The sequence below is a fragment of the Oscillatoria salina IIICB1 genome, from assembly GCF_020144665.1.
Classification (GTDB): Bacteria; Cyanobacteriota; Cyanobacteriia; order Cyanobacteriales; family SIO1D9; genus IIICB1.
This window is the reverse complement of record NZ_JAAHBQ010000022.1, coordinates 1-22948: the sequence shown is the minus strand read 5'-3', so window position 1 is coordinate 22948 and position 22948 is coordinate 1. Positions and strand designations below refer to the sequence as shown.

Here is a 22948-nt window from a genome sequence, read left to right as displayed (position 1 = left end):
ACATAAATAAATCAAAATAAGCTTTATATTTTGGGTAGGATCTAATCTATTTGCTAAAAATTTAATTGACTATTTCATGAAATTGGCTCTTGACAAATACGCCCATTTAGGATCTCCAATTCATCGCTGGGAACAGCGTTCCAAACTGGTAGCATTGCTAAGTTTAATTTTTGCTTTTGCTTTTGTCCAAGAGTTAATTTTCTTACCAGGAATGGTTTTGGTAACGGCGACACTGTTTATTTTATCAAGACTACCATTGGGGTTTTTATTGAGTAGGTTACGCTATCCAGGTTGGTTTATTGCAGCAGTAGTAATATTTTTGCCTTTTGTGACCGGAGATACAGTAATTTTTCAAATTGGTGAATTAGCAATCAAACAAGAAGGTTGCTTGCAGGTTTTGTTGATTGTAACTCGGTTTATTTGTATTTTAACAGTAAGTTTAGTTTTGTTTGGGACAGCGACATTTTTAACAAGTATAAAAGCGCTGCGATCGCTAGGATTACCGAGTGCGATCGTTGATATGACATTGCTATCTTACCGTTATTTAGAAGAATTTGGCAATACTTTGACAACGATGCAACAAGCGATGCGTTTGCGGGGTTTTCGTAGCGAGATATTTTCTCGACGGAATTTGCGGATTTTAGCAGGTTTAACAGGTAGTCTTTTAGTACGCAGTTACGAACAATCCCAGCGAGTTTATCAAGCAATGATTCTACGCGGTTATGGTAACTTAGATCGAGAGCGTCTCAACCATAATTTGGCGGAAATAGATCGCACGAGTACGATCGCTTTTTGCTTAACTTTGTTAGTAGCTGTGGGCTTGATTGTCGGAGAAATTTTATGGTAAAAAGTGAGGAATAATGGAGAAACTGACGCAACCAGTTAATCTTGAACGAGAAACGGAAGTAGCAATTTCGATTAAGAAGTTATCCTTTGCTTATCCCCAACAACCAGAAATTCTCCAGGAATTGAGTTTAGAGATTTTACCAGGAGAAAAAGTAGGCTTGATTGGGGGAAATGGTGCGGGAAAAACTACGTTATTTTTATTAGTTTGCGGTATTTTATCTCCTTATACTGGCGAAATTATTTTAGTTGAAAAACCTGTAGTTACAGGGGAATTTCGTCCAGAAATCGGTTTAGTATTTCAAAATCCTAGCGATCAATTATTTTGTCCCAGTGTACGAGATGATGTTGCATTTGGTCCCGAAAATATGGGACTTTCCCCCGCAGAAGTAGAAAAGCGAGTTGAGGAAGCATTATCGACAACCGGAGTATTAAAATTAAGCGATCGCGTACCGCATCAACTTTCCGGTGGGGAAAAATGTATGGTAGCGATCGCCACAGTTTTAGCCATGCGTCCGCAGATAATCTTGTATGATGAGCCTTCCGCTAACCTAGATTTGGGTGCGAGACGGAGATTAATCGAGTTTTTGCAACAATCTTCCCAAACGATTGTCATCTCCTCCCACGACTTAGAACTAATTTTAGAAGTTTGCGATCGCGTCGTTCTCCTCGATCGAGGTAAAATTATTGCTGATGGTCAACCAAAAGAGATTATGGGCGATCGTGACTTAATGGAAACCCACGGTTTAGAAAAACCCCACTCTCTGCTACCACATCCTTTTTTTGGGGATTAGGGATTGGGGATTGGGGGAAAATAAATACATAAATGTAGATATCTAAAAAACAACCATGCAAAGCTTTTCTGAGTTATTAGAAGAAGTAAAAAAAAGACCTCCTTTATATTTAAATAGGTATTCAATATTTTCTTTCCAGTCTTTTTATAATGGCTATCTAATAGCAAAACATATGTATAACTTACCGGAAACCAAAGCAGAACAAGAATTTGATACTTTTTTAAATTGGATTAGGGAGGAATGTTTTCCTCTCAAAATCAATCGCTCATGGGCAGAAATTCTCTTTATTTATTCATCAGACGAAAGAGATGCTCTTGATAGATTGTTTAATTTGTTTGAAGAGTATATTGAACAAAAACGAGCTTCCTTTGGGGTAGCCAAGGGAAGCGGAGAAATCTTAGGAGATATTGTTGAACCAACTTTCGATATAACTTGAATTTTGCTGATAAATATCAAGCAACTTGAGGTTCCATCAAAGAAGATAACTGATCGATACCACGATGGAGATAACGAGTTACCGTCATCGGACTAATACCAATTCGTTTCGCAGCTTCCTTGCGAGGTAAATCGCGTAGAAACACAAACTCGATCGCCGCCTGAGTTTTTTCTTCAAGTTGAGAAATTGCACCATGTAATTGTTGGCGATCTTCTTGCCAATTTTGCATTAAGTGATAGCGAGGATCGACCAAAGTATCTTCTAAAGTCGCTGTAGAATCAGGTAAAGAACCAACCGTAGCATCTAAACTTAAGAGCAAGCGATTTTGTAAAGCTAGCTTGCATTCGCGCCATTCTTGGAGAGAAACGCCTAAACCATTAGCAATTTCCGTATCTTTGGGCATTCTACCAAGAGCGATCGTCAACTCCTTACGCAAATTTTTCCCTTTAGTATGAAGTTCTTGCCAGCGACGAGGAATTCTCATTATACTGCCCTTATCACGTAAATAATGTAACATTTCGCCGCGAATATAAGGCATCGCAAAAGAACTAAAAGCACAACCAGAACGAGTGTTGAAACGTTCGATTGCCCGAATCAAACCAATAAAACCCACTTGCTCTAAATCTTCATAAGGTTCAGCACATTGATGGTTAACTTGGTGGGCAACTTTACGCACTAAACCTGTATTCAATTCTACTAATTGATTGCGAAGTTTAACACTAGGATTGCGAGAATAAGCAATCAAAAGTTCCATTGTGCGAGCAGACAAAGACTTAGTAGTCATGAGCCTCAAAGTAATTAAGTAGGGCAAATCGGTTTATCGGAGAAAATGAATCTCAAAACAAATCAAGTAAAAAACCTAACTTTATTGTCTTTACCGAAAAAACAAATTACTATCGTTGTTTCACGGAAATACCCCGACTGCACTAGCGCAGTGTCCGCAGAATTACGCAAAGGGGACTGGGTTCAGTGAACAGTTAGCAGTGACCAGTTATCAGTTTATCCTCCCCCTTCCCTTGTCTCCCTTGTCCTCCCTGTCCTCCTTGTCTCCCAGTCCCCAGTCCCCAGTCCCCAGTCCCCTTTATCGGTTTTCCGGACTAGCGCCGAGCTTGCATCAGCGCAACAATAGTGATATTGGAAAATTATTTCGGTATACAATCCCTGAAAAAAATTTATGAGCAACACAAGTAATTTCCGGGAAGCAATGAATAAAGCCAAGGGTCAATCTCTGATTGGTCCTAACGTCATTGCTAACGCCCTTCCCTTTCTCGGTGGTGGGCTGATTTTAACCGCCCTGGGAACTTATGGCGGTTTGGGAGTGATGAACTCCTACCCAAGTCTATTTATGCCGACATTTATCGGCGCGTTGATTGCTGAGTTAGTGCTGTTTTTCATCGCCCGTGGCATTGCTGAAGAAGGAAATAACAGCACTGCATTGCCTTTGTTGGCACTGTATAGCTTACTTTCTGGCTACACTCTTAGCGGCATTGTCTTTGTCGCCTTAGCAACTCCTGGTGTTGGTATTGAGGGAATTGGCATTGCTGCCCTTGGCTGCGGTGTAACTTTTATCGCCGCCAGACAAATTGGCTCAAATCTCTCGGAAGAGGATGGTATCGCGCTGGCGCAAACCGTCCGTCTGGGAGTTATCGCTTTGCTGATTGTTTTGGTTGGTCAGCTAGCTTTGACCTTCTTTGGTGTTTATACACCGAGTTGGCTAGAAATTGCGATTTCTGGGGTGGGTGTTTTTCTCTTTGCAGGTGTGGCTGTGGTAGATTTTTACATACTGCCACGTACTTACCAAAAAAAATGGGTTTAAAGCCTCGCTGTTCTACGGCGACTTTGATTGAAAAGAAACTAGAAAGTTAGTACAATAGTTGATCGCGAGTAAAACGAAAATCTACGTGATTCTTCGCTCTAGTAGGTCGAAATCCCGGTAAGTAAGAAACAACGGTTAGATTGGCTCTAACGGCAGTATGACTAAACCACTGCAAGCTTTCTTCAGAGCGAGGAGCGTACTAAACTAGCTGAGTGATGGATGTTTGAAAGCATAAAACTCAAAAAAGTAAGCGCAATATATGCGGCTATATGTCAACATATTGAGCGTCTAGAGGCAACTTGACTGTGCCGGCAAGAGGAAAGAGAACTACTTGTGAATCCCCTCCCTTTAGCAACGCGGAGGGAGGGGAGTAGTCAAGAAGATGAGCAGTATTTGCCTGCTGCCCTGTCGATGTATTTGACTTATATCAATCTGTTCATCTTTATTTTGCGTCTGTTGATTGCTCTCAACGGTCGCGATTAAGAAGATTGATAAAAATTTAGTTTGAGGGTGCGTTAGCCAACTTACAATTTACTTCGAGGCAGCGCATCTTTTTTTGTGGTTGGGGATTCGCTACAGTGGTGCAAAATAGTGGAAAATGTCAGTTAGGTAACTGGGAAATTCAAGGCAGGTATCAGGTAAAAAGCTAGTAAAACACAGTCATCGAGGGTGAGTTTTCTGCCAGTGGTAATGTCATTAAGCGAAAGATTATGGAGAAACACCAAACTCAGCCTGACCCTTTTTTGAGTCAGTTTCTTGCTTATGTTCCTTTGGAAATGAGGGACAGTTTCACTGATGAGCAACTTGAGGCGATTAAGATTGCTTTTGAAACTCCTTTGAAGAGTTCTCATCTAGTGGATTTGCGCTTTTCTGTACCGATTCCGTTTTTGCGCTTTTATTTGGTATTTTTAGCGGGGAGAGAAACTCGCTCTCGATCGCGTCTTCGGGCTGAAGGAAAAGCGAGGCGGTTGGGATCTCATGATGCTTTCGTGCTGAGATTTTTTGCGCGAATCGACGATCGCACGGCTGCTACTTTCTCTGAGGAACAATTGGAGATCGTTGAAGCGGTATTTGCTAACCGCATTTGGCGAAAGCATTCGGTCGATGTTCGCCTTTCTTTACCCTTTTGGGGTGGTGGTATTTACTTAGTGTGGTTGATGGGACGAGAACAGCGATCGCTGGATCGGCTGCGTCGAGAACGTCTCCAATATCGTCTGGTAAAATTTGTCAGGGCGATCGCGATCGCCGTTTCGCTATTGTTGTTGGCGATCGCTGTTTCTGTGGGTGGATTTATTCTTTTTCAAGGTGAGACTCAAACCACTATCGATCCTCGCACTGAAATGGGTAAGAAAGACGGTGTTGCTCGCAAAATCGATAAATTTTTGCGTAAGTTTGGCATTTATTAACTTACTTCTTTAAGCGGAAAACATCTGCATAAATTTCTTTTTCTCCTGCTTTTCTGTTTTCGTTAGGAGAATCGTAAACTACAAATAAACAATCTTCCTTTCCTAAACAAGCATACAAGGCTAATCCTTCGGCGTGGTCTGAACCAATTGTAAACGGTAAGTCAAATAATACTTCTATATCTCCTGATTCTTGCCAAGAAATTGTCTCTCCAGAACGCTCAAAGAGATTTTTTACCCGAAAGACTGTCATTTCACCTTCTAAATCCATTGTTGGTCCGGCTAAAACAATCATATCTTCGCCATGTAAACATAATTCTCTCACGCCTAAACCATTCAATTCTAGAAAATGTTTTTGGTATTTTTGTCCCGATTCACCAATTTCTTTCAAAGTTAAAATTCCCGGTTCCGATTCTTCTACTTCAAGTTCTAAAATTATCGCCCAGCCGCGCAAAACCGGACCGCGCAAACCCAGAAAAACTTTATTTCCCCGTACCGCTAATCCTTCAATATCTAAGCCATTATCTTTGCTCGGTAATCCTGTGGAAATAATTAAACCTAAGTGGGGATCTTCTTTCAGCGCTTCAATCAAAATATTACTACTTTCTCTTTTTTCTAAACAAGCTGCGGTCAGTTTTTCTTCAGCGTCGTCAGCTAAGGCGCAAGACTTGACTAATTCACCATTGATAACTGGAATTCGAGCCAATAAGTAACGATTTAAATCCGTTTTAATTTGTGTTAATCGTTTTAGGTCTTTTTCTGCTTTCTTTCCTTTAGCTTTTTTGCGTTTGGTACTTTGAGAACCAGTCAACCACAGATAACCATCAGCATAATCCATTCCTTCGATATCGATTTCATCTTTATTATTAAATAGTTCGATAAAATCTGCCATGGCAAATCGCTTGTGCTGGGCAAAAATATTTGTTTCAATAGGAGAAAGACGTTCAACTCCAATCATTTCATCAGAGCCGATCCATAAACTACCATCCGGTGTAAAAGCAGCCGCAGATATATCTCCGACGACATCATCTGCTCTTTCCTCAAACCGAAGGAGAACTCGAGTCAGTAAAAAGTAGTCAGACATAATTTTTTCTTTCCTAGAAAATAGATATTAGTTAAGTTTACCAGCTTATTTCTTAAGAAAAAACTAACTTTAGCTTCTAGCTTAAAATCCCAATTTGTTTTATAATTATATTGCTAATTTTAACCAATGTCAAATTTTAATCAAAGTAAAAATTGTTACTTTTTTCAGTAATGAAAAGTTGAAAAAATCGCTCTGCTGATAAAGGGTGACTCAAAAAATATCCTTGAATTTCATCGCAATCATGTTCGCGCAAAAAATCCAACTCAGCTTGAGTTTCGACACCTTCAGCAATCACTTTAAAATTAAGCTTGTGAGCCATTTGAACGATCGCGATCGCAATTGCCGCATTTTTAGCTTCATCAGAAAGATTATGCACAAAACAGCGATCTATTTTCAAAATATCAAAAGGAAACTGTTGTAAATAACTTAAAGAAGCATAACCAGTACCAAAATCATCGATAGCCAACTGGACTCCCAAGGATTTAATCGCTTCCATTTTTTGTTTAGCAAGCAAAGGATTTTGCACGAGAATACTTTCAGTTAATTCTAACTCTAGATATCGCGGATTTAGCCCTGTTTCAAGCAAAATATCTTCCAAGTGATTTGGCAAATCTATTTGTCCAAATTGACGTGCTGATAAATTAACTGCTATTTGGCAAGGTTCTGCTCTAAGTAAATTCCAACTAGCGACTTGACGACAAGCAGTACGCCAAACCCATTCTCCGATGGGAAAAATCTCCCCAGATTCTTCAGCAATCGGGATAAATTTACTAGGAGAAATCAAACCCCGTTTCGGGTGTAACCAGCGCACTAATGCCTCAGCGCCAACAATTTCACCTGTTTTCAAACTCAGCCTCGGCTGATAATAAACAATCAATTCTTCTCTTGCTAAAGCGTAGCGAAGATCCGTTTCTAACACTAAACGATCGCTACTTTGAATATTAAAAGCAGGGGTATAAAATTGAAATTGATTGCCTCCTTGAGAAGCAGCATAATCCATCGCCAAATTAGCTTGTCCCAACAAACTTTCTAGCTCGATACTATTTTGCGGATAAAAAGAAATACCAATACTAGCAGTAACAAAAACCTCTTGATTATTAATTGTACAAGATTTACTGAAACGGTCGAGAATTTGGCGAGCGAACTCACTGGCATAAAACTCCTTGCTCTCGTAGCGATCGCTAGTCAGCAGAATCGCAAACCTATTGGTACTTAAATAAGCAACTAAATCGTCAGAATTAACACAATCAAGCAAACGTTGTGCGGCAATTTTTTGTAACGAATCGCCGGAACTATGACCTAATGTTTCATTAATGCGACTAAATCGGTCTACAGCCAAACACATCACTATTAACAAATGATTATTGCGCGAAGTAGTAGAGATATTACCGACAATCCGGGTAAAATTTTCTCGCAAAGAAAGTCGATTTGGTAAATCAGTTAGACGATCGTGATCGAGAACATATTTAAGTTTTTCTTCTAATTGCGAAATTTGGTGATGATGATGTGCTTGAATTAGCGCCTTTTTTTTTAGACGACTATTAATTGCTCCTAGTAATTCTGCTCTTGTAAAAGGTTTAGTCAGATAATCATCTGCTCCCAGTTCCATTCCCTGACGAAAATCACTTTTCGCAGCTTTTGCTGTGAGAAAAATAAAAGGTATAGTTGCTGTTTCTGGGTTTTGACGTAGCCACTCTAACACAGCATAACCATCCATTTCCGGCATCATCACATCGCAAAGAATTAGATCGGGAATTTGCTCTTGGGCTAATCGGGAACCAACGAGCCCATTTTCTGCCGTAATTACGTCAAATCCTTCCGCATCGAGCAGTTCGAGCAAGTTTTCTCTTACTAGTTCCTCATCTTCGATAATCAAAACTTTAGTCATTTGTCAATTTTTTGCTGTTTTTTGATTTTTCCGACTAATGACCGATTGGCAAAATAACTGTAAATTCTGTGCCTTGACCTACTTGACTTTTTATTTTAATTGTACCTTGACAAAAATCAACGCATTTTTTAACAATTGATAATCCTAACCCCGTACCTGGGAGATCGTCAACATTGCTACCTCGATGAAAAGGTTCAAATAAATGTAATCGATCTTCGCTCGGAATGCCAATTCCCAGATCTTGAACTTGGAATATTACTTCCTGCTGTTTCTGGAGAACGGAAAACTTAACCGTACTACCGTTAAAAGAGTATTTAATTGCATTGGAAAGAAGATTAGTCAAGATTTGGCGCAATAATTTTTCATCCAGAAAAATTAGAGTTTTTTCTCCTTGATAAGTAAAAGCAATTTCTTGCTTGTTGAAAGCATTTAATTGTAAATCTTCTACTAATTCGCGGCAGAAGGAGACTAAATCTATGGCGACTGGGTTAAATTCTAGTTTCCCGGCTTCGGCTTTGCCAATAATTAAAATATCATCTAACAATTCTCTCATTTGTTTGACTGAGTTTTGAATCCGATGCAAATGAAGCAATTGCTTTTCCTCAGTCCATTTATAACGATAGTGTTCCAGGAGTTCGGCAGAAGAAAGAATGGTACTCAAAGGAGTGCGAAATTCGTGAGAAGTCATCGTGACGAAACGAGATCTTAGTGCAGCGAGTTCTTGTTGCTTGACTAAGGAATTCCGCAGTTCTGCTTCTGATTGCTTACGCTGAGTAATATCGCGATACATCCACAAATTACCAACATAATTTTCCTCTACAGCAATCGGCACGTAATCTCGTTCGAGGATCTTAGCGTTAGCTAGTTGAAGTTCTTCAGCCGTGACGATTTTCCGCGCTGATAATATTGCTTGATAGCGTTGCTTAAATTGTCTTGGTTGAGCAAAACAATGTTGATATTTCTCAGCAAAATCGGTAAAATCTGCGCCAATTAAAGCCGCAGGTAAAATAGGGATTGCGAAAAGATTGCAGAAAGTTTGATTAATGAGAACAACTCGTTCAAACTCGTCAAGGACAACTACACCAGCTTGTAAGTTTTCAATCAAAGCAGAAAGACGGCAAGTAGCAGTAAGTAATTGTTCTTCAGTGCGTTTACGTTCGGTGATATCAATGCCGACTGTCACCGCAGCGTTACCGTTTTGGTACTTTTGAGCTACAACTAAATAATTGTGAAACTCGCCCTTAACTTTGCTAGTAACTTCGCAAGTAATTTTCGAGGTAGAACTAGCTAAAAATTGATCCATAATGTGAGTCAGTTCCGGACTAGATTCAATCAAACCCACTTTTTTGCCTAAAAAATCTTCGGGAGTAAGGTTATAGGTAGAAGCAAAATGCTGATTAACTTTCAGATAGCGACCATCAGAACCAACCCAAGAGACAAATCCCGGTACAGCATTAAAAAATGCTTGGAGTTGTTCTTGAGTGTGGGTTAACTCTTCTGTAGCTTTGAGACGAGCAGAAATCGCGCCAAAAAGCTTATTGTAGATATTTGGTGAGTGGCGATCGCTAGTTGTAATTGCCTCTGGTAAAGATTTTCGAGGTTTTTGCCTTTCTTGACTCTCAGTTGAGGGCGGGTTTAGTGGGGGGGAGAATCCTGGTCGGCGATCGCTATTACAAGCGAGGATTGCTTGATTGATACTTTGGTGAGTAATAATACCCTCAATTTCTTGGCGATCGTCTACTACTGGCAAACAGTTAAGCTGATAGCGATTTAAGAGAGATAAAGCCGTCAAAATATCTGGAGAATCAGACAGTTTCAGGGTAATGAGAGAAGAGTTCATGACCTCAGCTACTTTTGTTGACAAGCTTTTTCCGGAAACGAGTAAAGCCAAAAGTTCCCTTTCGCTCAATAATCCCAATACTTGCTTTTGTTCAACCACTACTAGAGTTGTCACTAGATAGGGTGAAGTATTTAAGTTATTCCTCAGTGCAATCGCCTCAGCCACAGAGGTTTCGACACTAACACAGAGAAAGTTTCTTTCCATTGCTCTCTCTAAGCCAGGCGCACGCAAAAGCTGATTGATATTTGGCATGGTCATCGCCCTAGCGGCAAGTTCTTTGTTTATTTTCTCTAATAATCAAAGGACAGCGTAAGAATGCGCTGCCCTTTGATTATTACCTAAGTAGAGAATTTAGTTTTGGGCGATCGCTGGTGCTTTCAAGGCTACCTGGGGCATTTGTTTTGCCGCGACTGGTATTTCTTCCACTAGCGAAGGCACAGAATTTCTCAGTTTGGCAGTTAGCTGTATTGTGGTCGCATCGTAAATTTCAGTAAGTATCTTGGGATACAAGCCAATTCCGACGATCGGCACTAATAAACAAGCGATGATAAATACTTCTCTGGGTTCGGCATCCACGAGAACTTCGTGAGACACCAATTCTTTGTTTTCCTTACCGTAGAAAATTTCCCGCAGATTGGATAACAAATAAATCGGAGTTAAAATTACGCCTACTGCTGCCAGGAAGATGACAATTACTTTAAATGTCGCATTGTAAGCATCGCTAGTCGCAAAGCCCACAAAGACCATTAATTCTGCCACAAATCCACTCATTCCCGGTAAAGCTAACGAGGCGAGGGAACAAGTAGTCCACATGGCGAAAATCTTCTTCATCTTCTGTCCCACACCGCCCATCTCATCTAACATCAGCGTGTGAGTGCGATCGTAAGTTGCGCCGACGAGGAAGAATAAACTCGCCCCAATCAAACCGTGGGATACCATTTGCAAGACTGCACCGCTAATCCCTAAATCGGTAAATGAAGCAATACCGATTAAGACAAAGCCCATGTGAGAAATCGAAGAATAAGCAATTTTTCGTTTCAAATTACGCTGGGCAAAAGAGGTGAAGGCAGCGTAGACAATATTCACTACCCCCAAAATTACTAATACTGGGGCAAAATAAGCATGAGCATCGGGTAACATTCCGGCATTCATGCGTAACAAGGCGTAACCGCCCATTTTTAGGAGAATACCAGCTAGTAACATATGCACTGGCGCAGTAGCTTCACCGTGGGCATCGGGTAGCCAAGTATGTAAGGGGAAAATGGGCAATTTCACTGCATAAGCGATTAGAAAAGCCGCATACAGCCACAATTCAAAATTAATTGCATAATCCTTGAGGGCTAGCGATCGCATATCAAAGGTAACACTATCCCCGTAAAATGCCATCGTTAGCGCCGCAACGAGGATAAACAACGAACCACCGGCGGTATACAAAATAAACTTCGTCGCTGCATACAGCCGTCTTTTCCCGCCCCAAATCGCTAACAGCAGATAAACCGGAATTAACTCTAACTCCCAAACCAGGAAAAATAACAACATATCCTGAACGGCAAAAACGGCAATTTGACCGCCATACATTGCCAAGATTAGGAAATAAAACAGCCTTGGTTTGAGAGTTACGGGCCAAGCTGCTAAAATTGCCAGCGTCGTAATAAAACCAGTCAGGATAATCAACGGCATCGATAAGCCGTCAGCACCTACAGACCAATTTAAATCGAGTTGAGGAACCCAAGAATAACTTTCTACCAGTTGTAAATCTGGGTTGCTTAAATCGTAATTGGTGTAGAAAGCATAAACAATCAAAACAAAATCAATCAGCCCGACAATGAGGGCGTACCATCTTACTCTCACCGCAGTTTTTGGTTGTTCCGCTTTATCTTCCTCAATCGGAAAAAACGGAATTGCCAGTGAAGCCACGATGGGAAAAAGAATAATTGTTGTTAGCCAGGGAAATTCTGTCATTTTTCTCCGCTATTCGTCATTAAGGATTGGGGACTGGTGATTAGGAATTGGGGACCCTTGGATTGGTGATTGGTGATTGGGGACCCTTGGATTGGTGATTGGGGATTGGGGACCCTTGGATTGGGGACCCTTGGATTGGGTTTAGTTATCGGGGAACAGTTATCAGTTTATCTTCCCCCTCTCCCTTGTCCTCCCCCTCTCTCTTGTCTCCCAAGCCCCAATCCAGTCCTAGATTGCACTAAACAAGATTACCAAACCCAAAACCGCGCCAAAAATAATTAAGGCATAAAATTGGGCGCGACCAGTTTCTAAGTATTTCAATCCTTCGCCACTAATTAACGTGGCTAAACCAGTTAAATTAACTGCGCCATCGACGACACGGTAATCAATTTCGAGGATTTGTCGCGCTAAACGACGGGAACCGATAACAAACACCGAGTTATAAATGTCGTCAAAGTACCACTTGTTGAGCGAAAGCTGGTAAAGTGGTTCAATTTTTTTAGCGATCGCGCCTGGGTCGATTTTGTGCTGCCAATACATTAGCGATGCTAAGGTAATTCCAATTAAGGAAATTCCTACTGATGCACCTGCCATAATCCCAAACTCTGTCCACTCAAAATGACTGGCTGCGGCTAATGCTTCCGAAGCAGTTTCTCCTGGGGGATAAATAAATTCTTCAAACAAGTTTTCCCACGGTTTACCTAATAAACCAATCGCCAGTGAAGGTACTGCCAAGATGACTAAGGGTAAAGTCATTGTTAAAGGCGATTCGTGGGGTTTCTCGCTATGATGATGTCCGTTATGAGTCTCGCGATCGTCTGCTTCGAGTTCTTGGGGGTTCATTGCACCTGGTCCAAAGGCAGGTTGTAGAGAAGCTGTCTGGGCTTCTGCTGCGGCTGCTTTTAGCTTGGTGCGAATGGATTTATCGTTACCTCGGAAATCACCTGTAAAGGTCATGAAATACATCCGGAACATATAGAAAGCCGTGATTCCGGCAGTAATCCAGCCAATAAGCCACAATAGAGGGTTGACTGCAAAAGTATTACCGAGGATTTCATCTTTTGACCAAAAGCCTGCAAAGGGAGGAATACCCGAAATTGCTAAGGTACCGACTAAAAATGTTAAGGAGGTAATCGGCATAAATTTCTGTAAGCCTCCCATTAAACGCATATCCTGGGCTAAATCCGGGTCGTGACCGACTACTTCTTCCATTCCATGAATTACCGAACCCGAACATAGGAACAGCATTGCTTTGAAATAAGCGTGAGTCATCAGGTGGAAAAGTCCGGCGGTGTATGCTCCGACTCCCATTGCCATGACCATATAACCGAGTTGGGAAATGGTCGAATATGCTAAACCTTTTTTAATGTCATTTTGGGTAATCGCGATCGTTGCTCCCAAAAAGGCAGTAAAAGCACCTGTCCAAGCGATCGTGCTCATCGCTACGGGAATATGTTCAAATACCGGATACATCCGGGCGATTAAAAATACTCCGGCTGCGACCATTGTTGCCGCATGAATCAAGGCGGAAATTGGTGTCGGACCTTCCATTGCGTCGGGAAGCCAAACCTGTAAGGGAAATTGAGCAGATTTGGCTACTGGTCCCATAAAGACGAGAATTGCGAATAAACAAGCTAAACCCGCACTCAATAAGCCAGAGTTAACTAACTCTTCGAGGCGAGTCCCGATGACATCGAATTCAAAACTATTGGTTGCCCAGTATAAACCCAGCATCCCTAAGAGCAAGCCAAAGTCGCCGACGCGGTTAGTGACGAAGGCTTTTTGACAAGCATCGGCTGCGGCTGGGCGATCGTACCAAAAACCGATCAGGAGGTAGGAACACATTCCTACCAGTTCCCAAAAGATGTAAATTTGTACCAGGTTATAACTTACTACTAAGCCCAGCATTGATGAGCTAAATAAGCTGAGGTAAGCGTAGAAGCGCACGTAACCTGGATCGTGCGCCATGTAGCCATCGGTATAAATCATTACCAAAAAGGCTACGGTGCTGACAATGACCAGCATCAGGGAACTGAGGTGGTCGATGGTATAGCCCATCTTGAGGTGAAAATCTCCTGCTGCTGCCCATTCTAGGGTGCGCGTATAAACTTCGTGTCCGTGAATTTGACTCCACAGCAGCGCAAAGGAAAGCCCCATTGCTATTCCTAAAATAGAAATAATGAATGCGGCGTTCAATTTACGCAAACTGTTAGTTGCTTTGTTTAAGGAAATTAGTCCTAACCCAACTAGCATTGCTGCTGCTAGCGGTAGGACGGGAATTAGCCATGCGTACTGATACAGCGGTTCCATCTAAATGCCTACTTTATATTTCTTCACTTTTTGGCTAGTACCGTTAACAATTGTGACACATACGGTGAGATCGGGAAGTGTTTGTACCTATTTTTGCTGGGATCGTTTCCCTGGTGAAGTTTTTTGAAGTTGTCTAATGTCTGAATGTTAGTTCCCATGAAAACTAAGCTTGATACTGAAAAAATCCCTCTTAAGAAAAGAAATTAGCCTGCAAAAATCTGAAAAACCCACTGGCTGATTTTTGCTAGTGGGTTTTTTAGTGGTTGTACTAAAAATTTTTTAAGTGAGGTTAATAGCGATCGCTCTATTGTTCGCTTTCTTTTTCACCAGTTGCTTTGACACCTTCCTCTTCAAGCAGAACTTGGTAGCAAACTAACCATTAGTTTATCTAAGTTCCGTTTGAGTTCCTCCCGTCCCTGAAAGCCTTCAATACGATCTACTACTGCTCCGCGATCGAACATTAGCAATGTTGGTAAACTGGTGAGACGATATTGAGAAGCTAGTTTTAAGTTTTCGTCGGGATTGATCCCCACTACTTTAACTTGTCCTTCCCATTCCAACTGAAATTGATGCAATAAAGGGTTAATTCTTTTACATAAACCACACCAAGGTGTCCAAAAGTGAACCAGCACTGGCTGGTTCGATTCTAAAACCTCTTTGGAAAAGTTCCGCTCGCTTACAGAAACCAGCATAATTCCGTTTTGTTATCTAACTTTTGTTATATGCACTTTGGATCATGCTACATCTATTTGGGATCGAGTGATAATGGGGATCTCAATAATTTTGTTCTTGACAAAATAACAAAAGTATGTGTTTTATTGGGGACTAGGTTCAGTTATCAGTGAACAGTTATCAGTGAACAGTTAACAGTGAACAGTTAACAGTGAACAGTTATCAGAGAACAGTTATCAGTGAACAGTTATCAGTTAATAGTTTATCTCCCAAGTCTTCCTTGTCCTCCCCCTCTTTCCCCTCTTCCCAATCCCCAGTCACCAATCCCCAGTCACCAATCCCCAATCACCAATCCCCAATCACCAAGGAACTTTAGCGGTGACAGTCATCAACCAGGGATGACCCCACCAAAGGAGCAAAACAAAAGCTAGGACTCCCAGATAAGCAGGACGGAGAAACTCTTGCCATTTAAGAGTTTGACGACCATCAAGAATGGCTTGGAAAGGAATCACAGAAGTGCGAGCTTTGGCAGTTAGAAAAGCTTCTCCGTAGCGTGCTTCTAAACGGCGATCGCCGTGCCAAATGGCAAACAAATGATGGGCAACTAATCCTACTGAAGTCAATAAAGTGAAACTTGTGCCAAGCCATAGGCTATGAGCAATACACCAAATTATTTGTCCGACCATTTGGGGATGTCTGGTAATGCGCATAATCCCGGTTTCGTAGAGGTGAACTTCTGGTTTCTGAATTGCCGCAATTTCTAGGAGGTTAAAAGTAGCTGGGTAAAGAAAAATAAAGGAAATCGCACTTAAAACCCAAACTGTGGTAAATACCCCTCGAATGTGTCGTAGTTGCCAAAGTTGGAGACCATCGTAACGGTGATTAAAGAAATAAATAATTAAAATTGTGGCGAGGGGAATACTAACACTAGCAAAGAGCAGGCGGTAGAGTCTGGCGCCAATTTTGGCTTCTCCCCAAGGGCGTAGTGCAGCCAAACCGCTATGGGCGATCGCAAACCCTAACAGCAAACCCAACATTATCCAGTGACTAAGTGTCAACCAGTCTTTGAAGATCATAAGTTTAGGAAACAATCCAGTTTTGGCAGTTAATTTCAGTACGAACACTGCTCAATGGTAACATTGACAAATCCTCATCCTCAAAGGATTTTGATGATTGAGTAGGTAGTCGCTCCCCTGTTGTGTTACTGTCTATTTTGAGCGGAGACTTTCTTTTTTACTCCCTCATCCCATAATATTTGTAAGTTCAGATCGTTAAGGGAGATATTTGTCGGTATTATAGATAACATCTCAAGAAAAAATGCTTTGTCTTACATCAATTAGTAACTGTAAGCAAAAATTAGTTTCGTAAATTGTGGTTCCAATAGCAATGAGATTGAGATTAAGACACCGGGCAGCTCAAAGTCCGGGCAGACTGTCGGAACCGACCATAACCCCGGATAATTAAACTTTCTCTCCTTAGCCTTATGTCTGATATCCCTTTTACTCTCGATCAACTCCGGATACTCAAAGCGATCGCTGCTGAGGGGAGTTTTAAACGTGCTGCTGATAGCCTTTATGTATCCCAACCAGCAGTTAGCCTGCAAGTACAAAACTTGGAAAGACAACTTAATGTACCTTTATTCGATCGAGGAGGACGCAGGGCGCAGCTAACTGAAGCAGGTCACTTACTCCTCAATTATGGGGAAAAAGTTATCACTCTTTGTCAGGAAACCTGCCGAGCTTTGGAGGATTTGCAAAATCTTCAAGGCGGTACGCTGATCGTCGGCGCATCCCAAACTACCGGAACTTATTTTTTGCCTCGGATGATCGGTTTGTTTCGCCAATTGTATCCTGATGTGTCGGTACAACTACAAGTTCATTCGACAAGGCGCACTTCTTGGAGTGTGGCAAATGGACAAGTGGATTTGGCGATTATTGGTGGGGAAGTACCCCCAGAATTGCAAGATGTTTTAGATGTTATTCCTTATGCTGAAGATGAGTTGGCGCTAATTTTGCCTGTGACTCATCAGTTTGCTCAGGTTGACAAAATTCAAAAAGAAGACCTTTATAAATTGCAGTTTATTGCTCTGGATTCTCAATCGACAATCCGCAAAGTAATTGATGGGGTGTTGAGTCGCTGGGATATCGATCCGAAGCGGTTGAAAATTGAGATGGAGTTAAACTCGATTGAGGCGATTAAAAATGCTGTCCAATCAGGACTGGGAGCAGCTTTTGTCTCGATTTCGGCGATCGAAAAAGAGTTGCAGATGGGAATTTTGCACCGCGCTCAATTTGACGATCTGGTAATTAAACGTATTTTGCACGTGATTATTAATCCTAGTCGTTACCGCTCTAAAGCCGCAGAAGCTTTTAGCCAGGAAATTTTGCCGAAGTTTGCTACTCAGGGATGGTATACCGGGATCGAGTTGAATGCGTCGCGATCGCCTTCTAAAGTTAAAGCTACTACTCCCAATCAAGAACAAGCTAATCAAGAGCAAGAGTTGACTTAGCTGGGAGTAAGTCACCTGTTATAGTGCAAACAGAAAATTATGGCAGACTGGTGAGTGAGCCTTGTTTGCAACAATTATGGAAATTATTTGCACCCGTCCTGGCTGTTCGAAACCTCTAAATAACTTTAGCGATCTTGACGATGAGTCGAAGCTGAAAACAGCACAGCAGAAATATTGCACTAGTTGTGGAATGCCTTTAATTTTGGCAGGGCGCTATCTTCCTTCTCGTTTGTTGGGTAGAGGTGGCTTTGGTGCAGCATTTCTAGCACGCGATCGCTATACTCCGACGATGCGCTTTTGTGTGGTGAAGCAGTTTCAGCCAGCAGGAAATTTAAGTTCTCGTCAGTTGGAAATTGCCCAAAATTTGTTTTCTCGCGAAGCTGAGGTTTTAGAAAGGTTGGGAAGCGAACATCCTCAAATTCCCGATCTGTACGCTTTTTTCCCTTTGATTGTGGGTAATGGTGCAGCTAACTCGGAAAACCAATTTTTCTATTTGGTACAGCAATTTATCGATGGACAAGATTTAGAAAAAGAATTACAAGCAAAAGGACAGTTGAGCGAAGCTGAAGTTCGTGAGGTGTTAGAGTCGATTCTTAATGTACTTCAGTTTGTCCACGAACATAATTCGATCCATCGAGATATTAAACCGTCTAATATTATGCGCGATCGCTCCGGGCGTTTGTATCTCCTCGATTTTGGGGCTGTGAAGCAAGTTACCGCAGGTGCAGGTACTCCCCCACCTTCACGCTCTACGGGCATTTTTTCGATGGGTTTTGCTCCGCCAGAACAAATGATTGGCTCTCGCGTCTATCCTTCGACGGATTTGTATGCACTGGCGGCTACTTGCGTAAATTTACTGACGGGGAAGGATTTTGAAGAACTTTACCATGACGATCGCTGGAATTGGCGATCGCAGGCTCCGGGCGTTAGTGACTCTCTTGCTGAGATTTTCGATCGGATGTTACAACATAATCCCAGCGATCGCTACTCCTCCGCCCAAGAAGTTATTGATGCTCTCCAAAATCACTCGATAACTCCCACTCCACTACCACCACAACCTTCACCTAATCCTGCCCAATCAACAGCCGTAGTTAATCCCTCTCCCCAAGCAGCTACCGTTCAATCAGGCAACTTACCACAAACTCCTCAATCTGTCAACCCCTCACAAGCATCTTCCCCAGTACCTCCGTCTCAGCAACAAGGAAGAATTCAGCAGCAACCTAGTGGCACACCTGCACGACGACGATTTTCTTTACTAGACATCCTTCTTAGCGCCGCTTTTACAGGATTTGAAGCGGGGTTATTATTTTTTGCTTTAGGAAGTTTATTACCTTCTCCAGGAATTAGTATCGGATTATTAGGTGCAATTGTCGGCGGATTAATTTTTGTGCAATATCGCCGCATAATTGAAGGAAAAGATTTACCAATTATTGCCATTATTACTTTAGCATTGATGTTAATTCCCGGCCTGCGAGGCGGTTTTGGGATTCAATTTGTGCTGATAGCAGGAATTTTTACCGCAGCAGCAACAGTTGCAGTTACAGCCCTTTTCCGTTTAATTTATAAATTACTATCGGCAATGATTTAACTGGTAACTGATAACTAGTAAATGCAGGGACTTGCTAACTAATAAATTTAGGTGGTTATTAAATAACTAAAAATGAATCAGCAAAATGAAACAAAACTTTTGTTAATCTCCCTATTGATTACTTTGGGTTTAGTTGCGGGGGGGATTTGGTGGTTTACTAATGGTAGATTTATTAACTCAACTTCAGAGAATAATGCAAGAGAAACAATAAATCTATCTGAATCGAAAAAAAGTTTGTCAGCAAGAATTAGTGAGGGCGAAAAAGTTTTAATTCCTGGGGATGGTACTCAGGAAAAAGTGAATGCGACAGCAGCGATCGCTAAAGATAACTATCCTGAAGCAATTAAGAATTTACAAGCATCTCTCAAAGAAAAACCCAACGATCCAGAAGCCCTAATTTATCTGAATAATGCTCGGATTGGGAAAAATAAATCATACACAATTGTTGCTTCAATGCCTATCGGTGAAGAAATTGATGCCGCCCAAGAAATGCTGCGGGGAGTAGCCCAAGCGCAACAAGAAATCAATCAAGTAGGAGGAATTAATGGTATTCCTCTAAAAATTTTAATTGCTAACGATGATAATAATCCTGAAATTGCCAAACAATTAGCTGAAGAATTTATCGATCGCTCTGATATTTTAGGAGTTATCGGTCATTTTGGCAGCGCAGTTAGTTTAGCCGCAGCCGAAATTTATCAAGCAAATAAATTGGTAATGATTTCGCCGACATCCACATCAGTAGAACTTTCTACTCTAGGCAATTATATCTTTCGGACAGTTCCTAGCGATCGCTTTGCAGGTAGCGCCCTTTCTCGCTATACAGTCAACGAATTAAACTTACAAAAAGCAGCCGTCTTTTTCAACTCAGAGAGTAGTTACAGTAAATCTCTCAAAAATGAATATACAACCGCCTTATTTGGTGACGGTGGAGAGGTAGTTGCTGAATATAACTTTGCCGATAATAACTTTAATTCTGCCAATGCGGTGAACGACGCGATCGCCAAAAACGCAGAAGTTTTAATGTTAGCACCGAATTCTGCTACTCTCGACCAAGCTTTACAAGTAGTCCAAGTTAACGATAAACGCTTACCATTATTAGCTGGAGATAGTGCTTACAAAGTTAAAACCTTACAAATTGGTCGCTCTGACGCCGTTGGGATGATTTTAGCAGTACCTTGGCATATTCTTGCCGATCCCGATGCTGAATTTCCCCAAACGGCGGGAAAATTATGGGGAGGAGAAGTTAACTGGCGTACCGCTTTAGCTTATGATGCTAGCCAAGCCTTAATCGCTGGTTTACAACCTAATCCCAGTCGTAGTGGCTTACAACAAACCCTTTCTTCTGGTAACTTTGAAGCCAACGGTGCATCAGGCAAAATTCGCTTTTTGAGTTCTGGCGATCGCAACCAAGCTGTACAATTAGTAACTATTCAACCAGGATCGCGCACTTCTTTTGGCTATGAATTCGTGCCAATACCTTAAAGTAGAAGCAGGAGATATTTGCAGCTTCTATGTCACAAAAAAACGAAACCTTAACCTTAATTTTAACTTTAGCGATTACAGTAGCTTTATTAGGTGGTGGTTTTTGGCTGTTTAATCGAGGTGGATTTAATCTGAGTCAGGATAATTCTCAAGATAATAACCAAACCGCCAATAACTCTCAGATTGAAGCAGCAACAACAGCAAGTGTAGATACCTTTGCCGAAGTAGAAAATGTACCTTCCGGCTTATTTAGCTATGGTGGTAGTACAACCTGGGCAACAATTCGTAAAGAAGTAGATCCAGCAATCCAAACTGTTTGGCCTAAGTTTGACTTACGCTATACCGATCCTACCAGTGGTGCGCCCGGTTCTGGTACGGGGATTAAAATGTTATTAAATAATCAACTAGCATTTTCTCAATCTTCGCGATCGCTAAAAGAGGAAGAATATGAAAAAGCGCAAACACGCAGTTTTAGCTTGAAAGAAATTCCCGTAGCCATCGATGGAATTGCGATCGCTACTCATCCCGATTTAACAATTCCCGGAATCACTATTTCTCAGCTTCAAGATATTTATACAGGCAAAATTACTAATTGGAATCAAATTGGTGGTAACAGTATTCCGATTATTGCTTATTCTCGACCTGTAGAAGCAGGAGGCACGAGCGAATTTTTTGTCGAAAATGTCTTAAATGGCGCAGAATTTGCTGCTAATATTGAACTTGTTTCTACAACCACAGAAGCTTTAAGAAAAGTTGCGGAAAATCCGGGCGGAATTTATTTTGCTTCCGCACCCGAAGTCGTTCCTCAATGTACTATCAAAACCCTCCCAATTGGACGTAGAAGCGACGAATTTGTGGCTCCCTACCAAAAACCATTCGTACCTCTTGATGAATGCCCTAACAGACGAAATCAGTTAAATTCAGCAGCTTTTCAAAATGGAGAATATCCCATTACTAGAAGACTATTTGTCATTGTTAAACAAGATGGTAGCGTTGACGAACAAGCTGGCATTACCTATGCTAACTTATTACTAAGCAATCAAGGTCAACAGCTAATCGAGGAAGCCGGATTCGTCAGAATTCGCTAAATAAACATTAGTTAAAATTCTCACTTTTAACTTACATTAATCAAAAATATCGCCGAAAATTTTCAGATAAATAAATCTGCATTTATCTGCGTTTATCAGTGGTTACAAATAAATCACCATGTCCCAAAAAAACGAAACCATACCCTTAATTTTAGCTTTAATTATCACCTTAGCCTTACTTGGCGGCGGCTATTGGTGGTTTACTAAATCTGGAGGAATACAAGGATTAATTGGCGGAAACAATAACGAAAATCTCGATCCAGCAAACAATCAACCAGTAACTACGAATAGTTCTCCCGACGCACCCACAAACGAATTTACTCCACCGAATAACGTACCAGCAGGAACCACAATTCGCATCGAAGGTTCAACAAGTATGGTACAAATTAATCAGGCACTAAAAAATAGTTTCGAGCAACAATTTCCTAATACGAGAATTGTTACCTTAGCAGGTGGAACAGAAAAAGGTATCGAAGCTGTACAGTCAAGAAGTGCCGATTTAGCAGCTATTTCACGTCCTTTAACACCTCAAGAAAAAAATACAGGTTTAACAGCAGTTCCCGTAGCCCAAGACGCGATCGCGATCGTTGTGGGAATTGCTAATCCTCTCCGAGGTGGTTTAACTCAAGAACAAGTTGTTAAAATTTTTCAAGGACAAATTACCGATTGGTCAGCAGTAGGTAGAACTGCTTCCGGAACCATTCAAGTAATTAATCGTCCTCCAGTTAGTGGCACTCGCCAAGCTTTTCAAGAATTAGTGCTAAATGGTGGTAACTTTGGTAATGGTGCTAACTTTACCACTTTAGACCGAGATGCGACGACACCTTTATTTCAAGCATTAGGCGAAAACGGAATCGGTTATGCAACTTACGCCCAAGCTGCGAATCAAAGTACAGTACAAGTAGTACCAGTTGATGGTATAACACCCCAAGCTGTTAACTATCCTTATCAACGCAACCTAGCCTATGTTTACCAGCAACCCGCATCTCCCCAAGTACAAGCATTTTTAGGTTTTGCAAATTCCCAGCCAGGACAACAAGCGATCGCTTCTGCGAATTAAGGGAATTGGGGATTAGCAGTGACCAGTTATCACCCGAACAATAAACAGTTTATTTGCTAATTGGTTCTTGTCTCCAATCTCTCTCTACTGATAACTGATAACTATTCACTGCTTAGTGTCTAACCCCATCTGCTTTGACCGAAAATCTTGGGTTTCAAGCCCCGTCCTTTAGG

Annotated in this window: 19 protein-coding genes; 11 read left to right on the top strand and 8 right to left on the bottom strand. The window is 41.4% G+C overall.

What is annotated here, in order from left to right; all coding sequences use genetic code 11:
- Window positions 1–76: 76 nt before the first annotated feature.
- Genes cbiQ through G3T18_RS08280 form a run of 3 tightly spaced genes read left to right on the top strand, consistent with a single transcriptional unit; the run spans window position 77 to window position 2073 of the window.
- Window positions 77–847: a cobalt ECF transporter T component CbiQ gene (cbiQ, locus tag G3T18_RS08290; protein WP_224410077.1), complete on the top strand. Its 771-nt coding sequence runs from the start codon at window positions 77–79 to the stop codon at window positions 845–847.
- Between the two features lie 13 nt (window positions 848–860).
- Window positions 861–1637: an energy-coupling factor ABC transporter ATP-binding protein gene (locus tag G3T18_RS08285; protein ID WP_224410076.1), complete on the top strand. Its 777-nt coding sequence runs from the start codon at window positions 861–863 to the stop codon at window positions 1635–1637.
- Between the two features lie 55 nt (window positions 1638–1692).
- Entirely contained in the window at window positions 1693–2073 is a 381-nt protein-coding gene (locus G3T18_RS08280) for a hypothetical protein (RefSeq protein ID WP_224410075.1), read from the top strand.
- Window positions 2074–2089: 16 nt separating this feature from the next.
- Here the strand turns inward: G3T18_RS08280 and G3T18_RS08275 are convergent, their stop codons facing one another.
- Window positions 2090–2857 (bottom strand): RNA polymerase sigma factor SigF, encoded by a 768-nt coding sequence (locus tag G3T18_RS08275; RefSeq protein ID WP_224410074.1) that lies wholly within the window; start codon window positions 2855–2857, stop codon window positions 2090–2092.
- A gap of 390 nt (window positions 2858–3247) precedes the next feature.
- Between G3T18_RS08275 and G3T18_RS08270 the strand changes: the two genes are divergently transcribed.
- From G3T18_RS08270 to G3T18_RS08260, 3 genes are all read left to right on the top strand, one after another.
- Entirely contained in the window at window positions 3248–3889 is a 642-nt protein-coding gene (locus G3T18_RS08270; RefSeq protein WP_224410073.1) for a Bax inhibitor-1/YccA family protein, read from the top strand.
- A gap of 333 nt (window positions 3890–4222) precedes the next feature.
- A complete protein-coding gene (locus G3T18_RS08265; RefSeq protein WP_224410111.1) occupies window positions 4223–4372 on the top strand; it encodes a Bax inhibitor-1 family protein in 150 nt (49 codons plus the stop codon).
- Window positions 4373–4599: 227 nt separating this feature from the next.
- Window positions 4600–5295 (top strand): hypothetical protein, encoded by a 696-nt coding sequence (locus tag G3T18_RS08260; protein ID WP_224410072.1) that lies wholly within the window; start codon window positions 4600–4602, stop codon window positions 5293–5295.
- 1 nt (window position 5296) lies between these two features.
- Here the strand turns inward: G3T18_RS08260 and G3T18_RS08255 are convergent, their stop codons facing one another.
- The 7 genes from G3T18_RS08255 to G3T18_RS08225 all read right to left on the bottom strand — a co-directional run bounded on the left by G3T18_RS08255 (window position 5297) and on the right by G3T18_RS08225 (window position 16124).
- A complete protein-coding gene (locus G3T18_RS08255) occupies window positions 5297–6376 on the bottom strand; it encodes a DUF3616 domain-containing protein (protein WP_224410071.1) in 1080 nt (359 codons plus the stop codon).
- Window positions 6377–6512: 136 nt separating this feature from the next.
- A complete protein-coding gene (locus tag G3T18_RS08250) occupies window positions 6513–8264 on the bottom strand; it encodes an EAL domain-containing response regulator (protein WP_224410070.1) in 1752 nt (583 codons plus the stop codon).
- Window positions 8265–8298: 34 nt separating this feature from the next.
- Window positions 8299–10356, bottom strand: coding sequence for an ATP-binding protein (locus G3T18_RS08245; RefSeq protein ID WP_224410069.1), 2058 nt, complete (start codon window positions 10354–10356; stop codon window positions 8299–8301).
- 99 nt (window positions 10357–10455) lie between these two features.
- A complete protein-coding gene (locus tag G3T18_RS08240) occupies window positions 10456–12066 on the bottom strand; it encodes an NAD(P)H-quinone oxidoreductase subunit 4 (RefSeq protein ID WP_224410068.1) in 1611 nt (536 codons plus the stop codon).
- A gap of 228 nt (window positions 12067–12294) precedes the next feature.
- The gene (locus G3T18_RS08235) at window positions 12295–14376 is read right to left on the bottom strand and encodes an NAD(P)H-quinone oxidoreductase subunit 5 (RefSeq protein ID WP_224410067.1); all 2082 of its coding nucleotides are present in this window, start codon (window positions 14374–14376) and stop codon (window positions 12295–12297) included.
- Between the two features lie 350 nt (window positions 14377–14726).
- Window positions 14727–15068, bottom strand: a complete 342-nt coding sequence (locus G3T18_RS08230; RefSeq protein WP_224410066.1) for a thioredoxin family protein — start codon at window positions 15066–15068, stop codon at window positions 14727–14729.
- A gap of 339 nt (window positions 15069–15407) precedes the next feature.
- Window positions 15408–16124, bottom strand: coding sequence for an NnrU family protein (locus G3T18_RS08225; protein ID WP_224410065.1), 717 nt, complete (start codon window positions 16122–16124; stop codon window positions 15408–15410).
- A 407-nt stretch (window positions 16125–16531) separates the two neighbouring features.
- On the opposite strand from G3T18_RS08225, the gene G3T18_RS08220 reads away from it, so the two are divergent.
- The 5 genes from G3T18_RS08220 to G3T18_RS08200 all read left to right on the top strand — a co-directional run bounded on the left by G3T18_RS08220 (window position 16532) and on the right by G3T18_RS08200 (window position 22775).
- Window positions 16532–17557, top strand: a complete 1026-nt coding sequence (locus G3T18_RS08220) for a LysR family transcriptional regulator (protein ID WP_224410064.1) — start codon at window positions 16532–16534, stop codon at window positions 17555–17557.
- A 76-nt stretch (window positions 17558–17633) separates the two neighbouring features.
- Window positions 17634–19145, top strand: coding sequence for a serine/threonine-protein kinase (locus tag G3T18_RS08215; protein ID WP_224410063.1), 1512 nt, complete (start codon window positions 17634–17636; stop codon window positions 19143–19145).
- Between the two features lie 72 nt (window positions 19146–19217).
- On the top strand, window positions 19218–20627 hold the full coding sequence (locus G3T18_RS08210; protein ID WP_224410062.1) for an ABC transporter substrate-binding protein: 1410 nt from the start codon (window positions 19218–19220) through the stop codon (window positions 20625–20627).
- 29 nt (window positions 20628–20656) lie between these two features.
- Window positions 20657–21715 carry a PstS family phosphate ABC transporter substrate-binding protein gene (locus tag G3T18_RS08205; RefSeq protein WP_224410061.1) on the top strand — a complete coding sequence of 353 codons (1059 nt, stop codon included), beginning with the start codon at window positions 20657–20659 and terminating at the stop codon, window positions 21713–21715.
- A 118-nt stretch (window positions 21716–21833) separates the two neighbouring features.
- A complete protein-coding gene (locus G3T18_RS08200) occupies window positions 21834–22775 on the top strand; it encodes a substrate-binding domain-containing protein (protein WP_224410060.1) in 942 nt (313 codons plus the stop codon).
- Window positions 22776–22948: the final 173 nt, after the last annotated feature.